Origin of the sequence: Bradyrhizobium sp. Leaf396 (genome assembly GCF_001424605.1) — a bacterium.
Lineage (GTDB): Bacteria > Pseudomonadota > Alphaproteobacteria > Rhizobiales > Xanthobacteraceae > Bradyrhizobium > Bradyrhizobium japonicum_C.
In genome coordinates, this window is record NZ_LMQJ01000064.1 from 160,340 (window position 1) to 173,803 (window position 13,464).

At 63.2% G+C, this 13,464-nt stretch carries 10 protein-coding genes and 1 tRNA gene; 7 read left to right on the top strand and 4 right to left on the bottom strand.

What is annotated here, in order from left to right; all coding sequences use genetic code 11:
- The first annotated feature begins 21 nt into the window (after positions 1-21).
- On the top strand, positions 22-795 hold the full coding sequence (locus ASG57_RS32110) for a gamma-glutamyl-gamma-aminobutyrate hydrolase family protein (protein ID WP_024341194.1): 774 nt from the start codon (positions 22-24) through the stop codon (positions 793-795).
- 383 nt (positions 796-1,178) lie between these two features.
- On the opposite strand, the gene glnA is transcribed toward ASG57_RS32110, so the two are convergent.
- The gene (glnA, locus tag ASG57_RS32115) at positions 1,179-2,588 is read right to left on the bottom strand and encodes a type I glutamate--ammonia ligase (RefSeq protein WP_024341195.1); all 1,410 of its coding nucleotides are present in this window, start codon (positions 2,586-2,588) and stop codon (positions 1,179-1,181) included.
- A gap of 152 nt (positions 2,589-2,740) precedes the next feature.
- Positions 2,741-3,079: a P-II family nitrogen regulator gene (locus ASG57_RS32120; RefSeq protein WP_007603495.1), complete on the bottom strand. Its 339-nt coding sequence runs from the start codon at positions 3,077-3,079 to the stop codon at positions 2,741-2,743.
- A 378-nt stretch (positions 3,080-3,457) separates the two neighbouring features.
- Here ASG57_RS32120 and ASG57_RS32125 point away from each other — a divergent pair, with 378 nt between their 5' ends.
- Positions 3,458-4,957: an NAD(P)H-hydrate dehydratase gene (locus tag ASG57_RS32125; protein WP_057198884.1), complete on the top strand. Its 1,500-nt coding sequence runs from the start codon at positions 3,458-3,460 to the stop codon at positions 4,955-4,957.
- A 3-nt stretch (positions 4,958-4,960) separates the two neighbouring features.
- On the opposite strand, the gene ASG57_RS32130 is transcribed toward ASG57_RS32125, so the two are convergent.
- Entirely contained in the window at positions 4,961-6,265 is a 1,305-nt protein-coding gene (locus tag ASG57_RS32130) for a multicopper oxidase family protein (RefSeq protein WP_057198885.1), read from the bottom strand.
- Positions 6,266-6,418: 153 nt separating this feature from the next.
- On the opposite strand from ASG57_RS32130, the gene ASG57_RS32135 reads away from it, so the two are divergent.
- The 3 genes from ASG57_RS32135 to ASG57_RS32145 all read left to right on the top strand — a co-directional run bounded on the left by ASG57_RS32135 (position 6,419) and on the right by ASG57_RS32145 (position 8,951).
- Positions 6,419-6,503: transfer RNA gene (locus ASG57_RS32135), tRNA-Leu, on the top strand.
- A 171-nt stretch (positions 6,504-6,674) separates the two neighbouring features.
- Positions 6,675-8,036, top strand: coding sequence for a trigger factor (gene tig, locus ASG57_RS32140; RefSeq protein WP_057198886.1), 1,362 nt, complete (start codon positions 6,675-6,677; stop codon positions 8,034-8,036).
- A 279-nt stretch (positions 8,037-8,315) separates the two neighbouring features.
- Positions 8,316-8,951: an ATP-dependent Clp protease proteolytic subunit gene (locus ASG57_RS32145; RefSeq protein ID WP_024341199.1), complete on the top strand. Its 636-nt coding sequence runs from the start codon at positions 8,316-8,318 to the stop codon at positions 8,949-8,951.
- Between the two features lie 57 nt (positions 8,952-9,008).
- Here the strand turns inward: ASG57_RS32145 and ASG57_RS38260 are convergent, their stop codons facing one another.
- A complete protein-coding gene (locus ASG57_RS38260; RefSeq protein WP_156402883.1) occupies positions 9,009-9,218 on the bottom strand; it encodes a hypothetical protein in 210 nt (69 codons plus the stop codon).
- Between the two features lie 178 nt (positions 9,219-9,396).
- Between ASG57_RS38260 and clpX the strand changes: the two genes are divergently transcribed.
- The gene (clpX, locus tag ASG57_RS32150) at positions 9,397-10,668 is read left to right on the top strand and encodes an ATP-dependent Clp protease ATP-binding subunit ClpX (protein WP_008547851.1); all 1,272 of its coding nucleotides are present in this window, start codon (positions 9,397-9,399) and stop codon (positions 10,666-10,668) included.
- 323 nt (positions 10,669-10,991) lie between these two features.
- Positions 10,992-13,415, top strand: a complete 2,424-nt coding sequence (gene lon, locus ASG57_RS32155) for an endopeptidase La (RefSeq protein WP_024341200.1) — start codon at positions 10,992-10,994, stop codon at positions 13,413-13,415.
- Positions 13,416-13,464: the final 49 nt, after the last annotated feature.

Genomic DNA, 13,464 nt, shown 5'->3' on the forward strand with positions numbered 1-13,464 from the left:
CCCGGAGGCTCAGAACGACAGATGAGAAAGCCGGTCGTCGGCGTGATCGGGAATGCCCATCGCGTCGAAAATCGATTTCAGGTCCAGATGGTCGGCGAGCGAAACCTGCGCGCTGTTGCCGAAGTCTCCGGCGGCTTGCCGCTGATGTTCGCTGGCTCCCCTGATATCACCGATATCCCGGCGCTGCTCGACACCGTGGACGGCATCATCCTGACCGGGGCCCGGGCCAACGTGCATCCGACCCGTTTCAACGTCGACCCCTGCGAGAAGCACGAGCCCTACGACATCCACCGGGACGAGGTGGCGCTGGCGCTCTCGGTTGCCTGTGTCGCCCGCAGCATCCCCCTGTTCGGCATCTGCCGTGGCCTGCAGGAGATGAACGTCGCCTTCGGCGGCTCGCTGCATCCCGAGATTCGCGAGATACCGGGCCGCATGAACCACCGCATGCCCAGGCTCGAGAACGGCGAGATTCATCCCGATCCGACCGTGGTGTTCGCCGACCGCCATGACGTCGACCTCACGCCAGCCGGCGCGTTCGCCAAAATTCTCGGCTGTGAGAAGATCCGGGTCAATTCGCTGCATGGCCAGGGCATCCTGGAGCCCGGCAAACGCGTGCTGATCGAGGGCATCGCCGAGGACGGCACCATCGAGGCGATCCGCATCGCCGAAGCTCCGACCTTTGCGCTCGGCGTGCAATGGCATGCGGAATACGATCCGCAGCACAATCCGGTCAACCGCAAGCTGTTCGAGGCCTTCGGCGAGGCGCTGGTCGCGCGGCAGAAGGCGGCGGCGTAGAGCAGCTCGCGAGTGGGGCAGCTCTTGCCGCGCCATCACTGCAGGAGCTCTTGCGGCGAACTCCTCTAAGCTTGGGCCGAGGAGATGGACTGTATCGGCTCTCCGTTCGCACGATCACCATTCGCTTCGGCGAACTTCCGCGGAATAAACCAATCAGTAGGATTTGGTCCGTGCTGCTTTTTACGGCTCTGATTTGTTCTTTGAGAACAAAGTGGAGTCGGACGGAGAACGAAAGCTGGTGGATGGAGGGCAAGGGTCTGCACCGGTCGCGCACGGCATGCAGCTGACACGAGTTCATCGGTGGCGTGACGGCGTTCGACTCAAAACGAAAAGGCGCCTCCTCGCGGAAGCGCCTTTTGCTTGTCGGATGAAGTTCGGGCCGATCAGCCCGAATAGTACATCTCGAACTCGACCGGATGCGGGGTCATCTCGAAGCGCGCGACTTCGGTCATCTTCAGCTCGATATAGGCGTCGATGAAGTCGTCGTCGAACACGCCGCCAGCCTTGAGGAAGCCGCGGTCCTTGTCGAGATTCTCCAGCGCCTCGCGGAGCGAGCCGCAGACGGTCGGGATCTGCTTCAGCTCTTCCTTCGGCAGGTCGTAGAGGTCCTTGTCCATCGCCGGACCCGGATCGATCTTGTTCTTGATGCCGTCGAGGCCGGCCATCAGCATCGCGGCGAAGCCGAGATAGGGGTTGGCCATCGGATCGGGGAAGCGCACCTCCACGCGCTTGGCCTTCGGCGAAGCGGTGTAGGGGATGCGGCAGGAGGCCGAGCGGTTGCGCGCGGAATAGGCGAGCAGCACGGGGGCCTCATAGCCCGGGACCAGACGCTTGTAGGAGTTGGTCGAGGGGTTGGTGAAGGCGTTGATTGCCTTGGCGTGCTTGATGATGCCGCCGATGTAGTGGAGGCAGGTCTCCGACAGGTCCGCATATTTGTTGCCGGCGAACACCGGCTTGCCGTCCTTCCAGATCGACTGGTGCACGTGCATGCCCGAGCCGTTGTCGCCATAGATCGGCTTCGGCATGAAGGTGGCGGTCTTGCCGTAGATATGCGCGACCTGGTGGATGCAGTACTTGTAGATCTGCATGTGGTCGGCCATCAGAGTCAGCGTGTCGAACTTCATGCCGAGTTCGTGCTGGGCGGAAGCGACCTCGTGGTGATGCTTCTCGACCTTGACGCCCATCTTGGCCATGGCGCCGAGCATCTCCGAGCGCATGTCCTGCACCGAGTCCTGCGGCGGAACCGGGAAATAGCCGCCCTTGGTGCGGATGCGGTGACCGAGATTGCCGCCTTCATATTCGGTATCGGAATTTGTCGGCAGTTCCGAGGAGTCGAGCCGGAAACCGGTCTTGTACGGGTCGGCCGAATAGCGCACGTCGTCGAACACGAAGAACTCGGCTTCGGGGCCGACGAACACGCTGTCGCCCACACCCATCGACTTCACCATGGCTTCCGCCTTCTTGGCGATGCCGCGGGGGTCGCGGTTATAGGGCTCGCCGGTGGTCGGCTCGAGCACGTCGCAAGTGATGACCATGGTGGTCTCGGCGAAGAACGGATCGATCGTCGCGGTCACCGGATCGGGCATCAGGCACATGTCGGATTCGTTGATCGCCTTCCAGCCAGCGATCGAGGAGCCGTCGAACATCGTGCCTTCGGCGAAGATGTCTTCATCGATCATGCTGACGTCGAACGTGACGTGCTGCCACTTGCCGCGCGGATCAGTGAAGCGCAGGTCGACGTACTTGACGTCGTTGTCCTTGATCGATTTCAGGACGTCTTTGGCGGTCTTCATGCATACCCCTTTTGGCTCTGCGGATCGGTTTCCAGATGAGCAAAAATTTCTCTCGCTTGGGCGAGTTTTGCGCGACCGCACAAATGAAATCAGGCCGCCGAGGCAGCCTTATCTCTTGTCGGAGTGTCGCAAAATGCGGGATAGCACCCGGCTCAGATAGCGTCCAGCCCGGATTCGCCGGTCCGGATACGGATCGCCTCTTCGATGTTGGACACGAAGATCTTGCCGTCACCGATGCGGCCGGTCTGCGCCGCGCGGCGGATCGCGTCGATGGCGCGCTCGACCAGATCGTCGCCGATCACGATCTCGATTTTTACCTTCGGCAGGAAGTCGACGATGTATTCTGCGCCGCGGTAGAGTTCGGCGTGGCCCTTCTGCCGGCCAAAGCCTTTGGCCTCGGTGACGGTGATGCCCTGAAGGCCGACTTCCTGAAGCGCTTCCTTCACCTCGTCGAGCTTGAATGGCTTGATGATGGCTTCGATTTTCTTCACTGCGCGACTCCCGGCCTCTCGATCAAATAGCAACGTCTTCGTCAGGACGCGCATTTCTCAACGCACGATCTTGTCTTCTCTATGCCGGCATCCCTGACCAGTCCGGCGACAGCGACCGGCCACACCCTGTAAGATCCCAATGGTGCGACCGACCGAGCGGCTTCCTCGAAAGCAGGGTCTATGCCAAGTTGCAAATGCCCTGATTATGAGAACGTTATCAGCCTTTTAACGTGCATCCCTGGTGGTGGTGCCGATTTGCACAAAATACCGAAGACTACGAAATAGGCAAACGGTTCAATATATGTGCAGTTTGATGTTCTTGTGGCGGGGCCGGCATAGAAGATGCCTGTTGAAGAGGCGTTTGTACTAGGAAGTGGCATGGAAGTTCTGACCAACGCTGAGATGCAGCGCGCCGACCAGCTCGCCATTGCGGCCGGCACGCCCGGTTTCGAGCTGATGCTGAGCGCGGGGCAGGCGGTCGCGGAGGCCGCCCATGCGCTGGTGGAGGAGGGGCCGATCCTCATCGTGGCCGGCCCCGGCAACAACGGCGGCGACGGGTTCGTGGCAGCCGCCGAGCTCGCCGCTCAGGGGCGCGAAGTCTCGGTGATCTCGATGAGCGAGCGTGACCAGCTCCAGGGCGATGCGGCGTCCGCAGCGCGCGGCTGGAAGCACCCGGTGCTACCGTTCAATCCGCAGGCGATCGGAAGGCCGGCGCTGATCGTCGATGCGTTGTTCGGCGCTGGCCTCAGCCGTCCCGTCGAAGGCGAGGCGCGTGCGATGATCGAGGCGATCAACGCCAACGGCGCCCCGGTGCTCGCCGTGGATCTGCCGAGCGGCATCAACGGCACCAGCGCAGCCGTGATGGGCGCGGCAGTGAACGCCACCGAGAGCGTCACCTTCTTTCGCAAGAAGCCTGCGCATCTGCTTCTCCCCGGCCGGATCCATTGTGGCCGCGTGCGCGTGGCCGAGATCGGCATCGACGCGCAGGTGCTGAATGAGATCGCACCTCAGACCTTCGAGAACGATCCGGATTTCTGGGGCGCCGCCTTTCCCGTGCCGCGCATCGACGGCCACAAATACGCGCGCGGCCACGTGCTGGCCGTTTCCGGCGATGCGGCCGCGACCGGCGCGGCGCGGCTTGCCGCGCGCGGGGCACTGCGCGCGGGCGCCGGCCTCGTGACGCTGGCGAGCCCGCGCGATGCACTCGCCATCAATGCGGCCGCGCTGACGGCGGTGATGGTCCGCGCCGTCGACAGCGCGGTCGAGTTTGGCGAGCTGCTCGGCGACAAGCGTTACAACACCTGTGTCATCGGCCCCGGCGTTGGCATCGGTGAGCGCACCTGCGACCTCGTTCACACCGCGCTTGGCGCGCAGCGTCACCTGGTGCTCGATGCCGATGCGCTGACGAGCTTTGCAGCGACCCCCGAGCGCCTGTTCGAATCGATCAAGTCCTCGCAGAACAGTGCGGTGGTGCTGACGCCGCACGAGGGCGAGTTTCCGCGCCTGTTCTCCGATCTCAGCAACAAGCATCCCGGCCGCTCCAAGCTCGAGCGCGTGCGCGCCGCAGCCGAGCGCTCCGGCGCCGTCGTGCTCCTGAAGGGCCCGGATACCACCATCGCCGCTCCGGACGGTCGCGCCACCATCGCCGTCAATGCGCCGCCCTGGCTCGCCACGGCCGGCGCCGGCGACGTGCTGTCCGGCATTATCGCAGGGCTCCTGGCGCAGGGCGTGCCTGCCTTCGAAGCTGCCAGCATCGGCGTCTGGATGCACGGCGCAGCGGCAAGCGAGGCCGGACCGGGCCTGATCGCGGAGGACCTGACCGAGACGCTGCCGGCCGTGCATCGGCGCATCTATGACGCGCTCGGCATCGAATATTGAGGGCTAGTCCACCGCGTACCACCGCACCAGCCGCGGCGCGGACCAGTCAGCCATGACGGATTCGATCAGCCATCGTCCGGGGGAGCTTGCGGCGAACGCAATGCGCTGGGTTTGGCCGGGCTCGATCGCGAGCGTGTCGAGCCAGTAAGGCTTCCAGCCATCGTCAAGCTTGTCGAGCAGGCGGAAGGGGTGGCCGTGCAGGTGGAAGACGGTCGTGATCGGCGCGGGGTTTTTCAGCGCCAGCACGACGGTTCGTCCGGCCTTGGCGCGGAAGGCGGGGGAAGACTCGGTCGAGAAGCTTGCCGGCCGCGTCCAACCGGCGTCCGCTGCACCGAGCGCGACATCGAACCGCAGGGATCCCCGCAGGTCGAGCTTCTCGGGAAGGTCGTTTGAAGGGAGTGGCTGCGGCGGCCCCAGACGCGCGCGCCGGCCCTGGCTGCCGGAGACGGTGAGGCTACCGACCTGGCGCGCCTCCTTGCCGTCGTGCAGCAGGAAGGGGGCCGATCTGGCGACATCCACGAAGGCGTCGGCCCGTCCGCCCGCGGCGAGCACCAGAGCACCATTCCGCGCCGGAAACGGCTCGGCTGGCTGACCGTCGAGGGCCATGACCTGAACCTCATGGCTCTCCAATTTGACCGCTATAACAGAACGTTGCGAGCCGTTGATGAAGCGCAGCCGGAGCCGCTCGCCGGCCACAGCTGAGAGTTCGAATGAGGATCTGCCATTGACGGTGTAGAGCGATGCGGCATCCTTCGGATCCTGGCCCGGCGGAACCGCGGTGCCATCCGGCCGCAGGCGCCATTCCTCGATCAACAGGATCTCGTCACGATCAACGGCAATGGGGCCAGTCTCGCCGGCGACGATCGCAAGCGACCGTGCCGGCAGCTTCAGGCCGTCCTCGAAGAGGCGGAAGTCGGCTACGAGCGTCCCAGCATTGGGTATTGAAACAGTTGATGTTTCGGCCGAATTGGGCGCGGCGGGGGTGTGTCCTCGCAGCGAGTCCGATGCGGCCCCGCTGTTGAGGCCGTACCAGACCGGCGCAAGCGGGACAGGAAGGTCGTTCCGAAACACCAGCTCGCAGCGATCGCCCCGCTTGAGACGGACGTCTCCGAGCTGGCTTGCTGCGGCCAGTTCCCATATCGGAGTCGCCGATTGGCCGGGCCTGAGGGCCAAGGTTGATGCCCTGGCCTGAAGCGCGAGCCGGCCGGTTACCGGCGGGGTTGCGCCGCCCGCCGCCAAGCCGGCCGCGGATGCTGCGAGCCCAGCCAGAACCGCACGCCGGTGAGGGTTCGAGAACCGCGTTGTCATGACCGATCCGGACCACGCCGCGCTGGATAAGTCCAGCCATCATGCCTACTTGAAGTGCGCCTCCAACCGGCCATTTTTTTGCTGCGAACAGTCAGGCACATGCTATAAGCCCGGCCGCCCGCGGCATCGCGGCCGGTCTTGATGCAAATTAACGCGGGCGTGGCGGAACTGGTAGACGCGCTGGATTTAGGTTCCAGTGACGAAAGTTGTGGGGGTTCGAGTCCCTCCGCCCGCACCAAGCGCTTATCGCGTTTGCACGGATTACGAGACCTGCTTTCTGCGGATGATCTTCCGTCGGGAGCCGGTCCGATGAACCACCGGTGGTGAGGCGTTGCCTCGCGCCGGATCGATTAATGACAGCGTCCCGACGCATGCGTGCCGGGACCGAGCGAAAAGAAGATTGGACGCCATGCAGGTCACAGAAACCCTCTCGGAAGGCTTGAAGCACGAGTTCAAGATCAGCGTTCCCGCGTCTGATCTCGATGCCAAGGCCGGCGCCAAGCTCGTCGACCTCAAGGACAAGGTCCGGATCAACGGCTTCCGTCCGGGCAAGGTGCCCGTGGCGCACCTGAAGAAGGTCTATGGCCGCTCCGTGATGGCCGAAACCATCGACCAGACCATCCGCGACACCAACACGCAGCTCTTCTCCGAACGCGGCTTCCGCCTCGCGACCGAGCCGAAGATCACCATGCCGACGGAGCAGAAGGACGTCGAGGAGTTGCTGAGCGGCAAGACCGATCTGACCTACACCGTCGCCATCGAGGTGGTGCCGGCGATCGCACTCGCCGACTTCAAGAGCTTCCAGGTCGAGAAGCCTGTCGCCGATGTCACCGACGCCGATGTCGACGACGCGATCAAGCGCATCGCCGATTCCAACCGCACCTACGCCGCCAAGGGCGAGGGCGCCAAGGCGGAGTCGGGCGACCGCGTCACCATCAACTTCAAGGGCAGCATCAACGGCGAAGTCTTCGAGGGTGGCACCGGCGAGGGCATCCAGGTCGTGATCGGCTCCAACACCTTCATCCCGGGCTTCGAGGAGCAGCTCATCGGGATCGGCGCCAACGAGACGCGCACGCTGAAGGTGTCGTTCCCGAAGAACTACATGAACGAGAAGCTGGCCGGCCAGCCGGCGGAGTTCGAGACCACCGCGACCCTGATCGAGGCGCCGCAGGATCTGGCGATCGACGACGAGTTCGCCAAGTCGCTCGGCCTGGAATCGCTGGACAAGCTGAAGGAAGCCGCGCGCGAGCGGCTGACCGCCGAGTTCGCGACTGCGACGCGCCAGCGGGTCAAGCGCGCGCTGCTGGACCGCCTGGACGAGGCGCATCGCTTCGAGGCGCCGCCTTCGCTGGTCGATGAGGAGTTCAATCTGATGTGGAACTCGGTCAAGGCCGAGATGGACTCCGCCGGCAAGACCTTTGCCGACGAGGACACCACCGAGGACAAGGCGAAGGAAGAGTATCGCAAGATCGCGGACCGCCGCGTGCGGCTCGGTCTCGTGCTCTCCGAGATCGGCGAGAAGAACAAGATCACCGTGACCGACGACGAGGTCGGCCGCGCCGTGATCGAGCGCGCGCGCTCGATGCCCGGCCGCGAGAAGGAGGTCTGGGACTTCTACCGCAACAATGCCCAGGCGCTGGCCCAGCTTCGTGCACCCATCTACGAGGACAAGGTCGTCGACTTCATCCTGGAGCTCGCCAACGTGACCGAGAAGAAGGTCTCGCGTGAGGACCTCTACAAGGACGACGACGCGGAAAAGACCGCAGCCTGAGGGTTTGAGATAGCCCGCCATTAAGGATGATCAGCGAAGGGGCCCAGCTGGCCAGATGGCCGGCTGGGCCTCTTTGTGCGAATCAGCTTCAACTGCCCTGTCGGATTAAGCCTTAATGCGCTCCGCACTTGTCAGGCGCGAATTGGGCTATATCTGTCGGTACGCCTTCTACCTCTACCAAGTTCCTGCATCACAGGACGTCCATCCGCCCTTCCGGCAGAACCAGCACAACTGGCAGCCAGTCCCGGCGATGTCCGTCTCCGAAACCCTAGGTGACTCATGCGCGATCCGGTTGAAACCTACATGAACCTCGTGCCCATGGTGGTCGAGCAGACCAACCGTGGCGAGCGCGCCTACGACATTTTCTCGCGCCTGCTGAAAGAGCGCATCATCTTCGTGACCGGCCCCGTCGAGGACGGCATGTCGACGCTGATCGTCGCGCAGCTCTTGTTCCTTGAGGCGGAAAATCCGAAGAAGGAAATCTCGATGTACATCAACTCGCCGGGCGGCGTGGTGACGTCGGGCCTTGCGATCTACGACACCATGCAGTTCATCCGCCCACCGGTCTCGACGCTCTGCACCGGCCAAGCGGCTTCGATGGGCTCGCTGCTGCTCGCCGCCGGCGAGAAGGACATGCGCTTCTCCCTGCCGAATGCGCGGATCATGGTGCATCAGCCCTCGGGCGGGTTCCAAGGCCAGGCCACGGACATCATGCTGCACGCCCAGGAAATTCTGAATCTGAAGAAGCGGCTCAACGAGATCTACGTGAAGCACACCGGTCAAACCTACAAGTCGATCGAGGATGCGCTGGAACGAGACAAGTTCCTGACCGCGAACGATGCCAAGGAGTTCGGCTTGGTCGACAGGGTGATCGACAAGCGCGCCGAGGAGCCGGCGGCGACGAAATCCCCGTAGCACTACTGGGTCGTCACGACGATCTCTCAGGTTGCCGTGGACCCGTCAGGGCGGTGTTCACGTTAGGTCGCTTGCGCGCGTCGCAAAATGCGGTTTTGCGCCCCGCGGCAACGGAAAGTTCCGCTTTCGTGCTTGTTTTTCGTGGCAATCCAGCAACGCCGGGGTGATTTCGATCACTTCGCCCGTGCCAAGACCGGAAATCACGGTATTGTCACGGGTAGCCGGCGAACCCCGATTAGCGAATTCTTGATAGTCGGGTGACAGCATGGTTGGCTACGACTGATCGGCTATGATCGCGGGAGAATCGAGTGACCGTGATTCGCACGGTGTAGTAAGCGTAGGTCTTTTTTGGTACGGAATTTGCTCTACTTAAGCTTCATGCCGGCCATCGTGTCGGAATGGGGCGATCGAGCGGAACGGGATCGAACCGCGGACGGAGACATGAATGAGTAAGGTCGGCACGAGCGACTCCAAGAACACGCTGTATTGCTCGTTCTGCGGCAAGAGCCAGCACGAAGTCCGCAAACTGATCGCGGGTCCCACGGTCTTCATCTGCGACGAGTGCGTCGAGCTCTGCATGGACATCATCCGCGAGGAGAACAAGTCCTCGCTGGTCAAGTCGCGCGACGGCATCCCGACGCCGAAGGAAATCTGCAAGGTGCTGGACGACTACGTGATCGGCCAGAGCCATGCGAAGAAGGTCCTGTCGGTCGCGGTGCACAACCACTACAAGCGCCTCAACCATCAGACCAAGCACAACGACGTCGAGCTCGCGAAGTCGAACATCCTGCTGATAGGTCCGACCGGTTCGGGCAAGACGCTGCTTGCCCAGACGCTCGCGCGCATCCTGGACGTGCCGTTCACCATGGCGGACGCGACGACGCTGACCGAAGCGGGCTACGTCGGCGAGGACGTCGAGAACATCATCCTGAAGCTGCTCCAGGCCGCCGACTACAATGTCGAGCGCGCCCAGCGCGGCATCGTCTACATCGACGAGATCGACAAGATCAGCCGCAAGTCCGACAATCCCTCGATCACGCGCGACGTGTCGGGTGAGGGCGTGCAGCAGGCGTTGCTCAAGATCATGGAAGGCACGGTGGCTTCGGTCCCGCCGCAGGGCGGTCGCAAGCATCCGCAGCAGGAGTTCCTGCAGGTGGATACCACCAACATCCTGTTTATCTGCGGTGGCGCCTTCGCCGGCCTCGAGAAGATCATCTCGGCGCGCGGTCGGTCGACCTCGATCGGTTTCGGCGCCCAAGTGCTCGCGCCGGAGGACCGCCGTACCGGCGAGATCTTCCGTCACGTCGAGCCCGAGGACCTCCTGAAGTACGGCCTCATCCCCGAGTTCGTCGGCCGTCTGCCCGTCGTGGCGACGCTCGAAGATCTCGATGAGACCTCGCTGAAGAAGATTCTCACAGAGCCGAAGAACGCGCTGGTGAAACAGTACCAGCGCCTGTTCGAGATGGAGAACATCGAGCTGACCTTCGCCGACGAGGCGCTTGGCGCGGTCGCCCGTAAGGCGATCGAGCGCAAGACCGGCGCGCGCGGGCTACGCTCGATCCTCGAAGCGATCCTCCTCGAGACCATGTTCGACCTGCCGGGCCTGGAAGGTGTGGAAGAAGTCGTGATTTCCCGCGAAGTCGTGGAAGGAACGGCGCGTCCGCTCTACATCTACGCCGATCGGTCCGATCGCGCGGTCGAGAACGCCAGCGCCTGATCTGGCGGCGCTGGAATGCGCCAATTGCCTTGCCAAAATGGGCTGCGGAACTGAATCTCCGCAGCCGGTGTTGCGTCGCTTGTCGCGTTGCGTAAGCGCCTGATGGCGCGCGTTTTTCAATGACTTGACACCCCCCGGGTCGATAGCCACCTAATGTCGGCGGCGAGCGAAAATTCTCTTCAAGATTCGCCTCAGTTCCGTTCCGGCAAGCCGGTCCAACCCGCAAACGGACCGACCGGTTCTGCGGATCACCTCGGCACCTTGTGGCGGTTGCGCATGATCAGCGGGCTGCGTGCGAGGGGGCAAAGCAAAAGGAAAAGGCCATGACCAATCCCAAACCCCGGCCAACCATCGTCCATGGCGAAACGCACGCTTATCCCGTGTTGCCGCTGCGCGACATCGTCGTCTTCCCGCACATGATCGTTCCGCTCTTCGTCGGCCGCGAGAAGTCGATCCGCGCGCTGGAAGAGGTGATGAAGAACGACGCGCTGATCATGCTCGCGACGCAGAAGAACGCGTCTGACGATGATCCGGCGCCCGACGCCATCTACGAGACCGGGACGCTCGCCAGCGTGCTCCAGCTCTTGAAGCTTCCGGACGGCACCGTGAAGGTGCTGGTCGAAGGGCTCGAGCGTGCGCGCGTGGCGAAATATACCGATCGCGCCGACTATTACGAGGCGACTGCCGTCGCGCTCGCCGATACCGATGCGAAGTCGGTCGAGGCGGAAGCGCTGGCGCGTTCGGTCGTGTCCGACTTCGAGAGCTACGTGAAGCTCAACAAGAAGATCTCGGCCGAGGTCGTCGGCGTCGTGCAGGCGATCACCGATTTCGCCAAGCTCGCCGACACCGTGGCTTCGCATCTCGCCGTCAAGATTGCCGATCGTCAGGGCATCCTGGAGACGCTGTCCGTGACCACGCGCCTGGAGAAGGTGCTGGGGCTGATGGAGAGCGAGATTTCGGTGCTGCAGGTCGAGAAGCGCATCCGCTCGCGCGTCAAGCGCCAGATGGAGAAGACCCAGCGCGAGTACTATCTCAACGAGCAGATGAAGGCGATCCAGAAGGAACTCGGCGACGACGACGGTCGCGACGAGCTCGCCGATCTCGAAGAGAAGATCTCCAAGACCAAGCTTTCCAAGGAAGCGCGCGAGAAGGCGCAGCATGAATTGAAGAAGCTGCGCCAGATGTCGCCGATGTCCGCGGAAGCGACTGTCGTGCGCAATTATCTGGATTGGTTGCTGTCGATCCCGTGGAACAAGAAGTCCAAGGTGAAGAAGGATCTGGAGCAGGCGCAAGCCATACTGGATTCCGATCACTACGGGCTGGAGAAGGTCAAGGAACGTATCGTCGAGTATCTTGCGGTGCAGTCGCGCGCCAACAAGCTGACGGGTCCGATCCTGTGCCTCGTCGGCCCTCCCGGCGTCGGCAAGACCTCGCTCGGCAAGTCGATCGCGAAGGCGACCGGGCGCGAATTCGTGCGCGTCTCGCTCGGCGGCGTGCGCGACGAAGCCGAGATCCGCGGCCATCGCCGCACCTATATCGGCTCGATGCCCGGCAAGATCATCCAGTCGATGCGGAAGGCGAAGTCGTCCAATCCGCTGTTCCTGCTGGACGAGATCGACAAGATGGGCGCCGATTTCCGCGGCGATCCGTCCTCGGCGCTGCTCGAGGTTCTCGATCCCGAGCAGAACGGGACGTTCAACGACCACTATCTCGAGGTCGACTACGATCTGTCCAACGTGATGTTCATCACGACCGCGAATACGCTCAATATTCCCGGGCCGCTGATGGACCGCATGGAGATCATCCGGATCGCGGGCTACACCGAGAATGAGAAGGTCGAGATCTCGCGCAAGCATCTGATCCCGAACGCGGTGTCCAAGCATGGCCTGGACTCCAAGGAGTTCTCGATCGACGACGACGCGCTGCTGCTGCTGATCCGCCGCTACACCCGCGAAGCGGGCGTGCGCAACCTGGAGCGTGAGCTCTCCACACTCGCCCGCAAGGCGGTGAAGGAGCTGATGATCTCCAAGAAGAAGTCGGTCAAGGTCACCGAGAAAACTCTGGAAGAGTTCCTCGGCGTGCCGAAGTACCGCTTCGGCGAGATCGAGAGCGAGCCCCAGGTCGGCATCGTCACCGGCCTTGCCTGGACCGATGTCGGCGGCGAGCTGCTGACCATCGAAGGCGTCATGATGCCCGGCAAGGGCAAGATGACGGTCACGGGCAATCTGCGCGACGTGATGAAGGAGTCGATCTCCGCGGCGGCTTCCTATGTCCGCTCGCGCGCGATCAACTATGGCGTCGAGCCGCCGCTGTTCGACAAGCGCGACATCCACGTGCACGTGCCTGAGGGCGCGACGCCGAAGGACGGCCCGTCCGCCGGCGTTGCCATGGCCACCGCGATCATCTCGGTCATGACCGGCATCCCGGTCCGCCACGATGTCGCGATGACCGGCGAGATCACGCTGCGCGGGCGCGTGCTGCCGATCGGCGGCCTCAAGGAGAAGCTGCTGGCTGCGGCCCGCGGCGGCATCAAGACGGTGCTGATCCCCGAGGACAACGCCAAGGATCTCACGGAGATTTCCGATGCGATCAAGGGCGGCATGGAGATAGTCCCGGTCTCTCGCCTCGACGACGTCGTCGCCAAGGCTCTGGTGAAGAAGCCCACACCGATCGTCTGGGAAGAGGACACCAAGGTGACGGTGAAGCCGGACGGGGATGAAGCCGCCGGCGGCCTGACCGCTCACTGAGATCGAAGCTCGAAATGATGATAAGACGGCGCCTTCGGGCGCCGTTTTT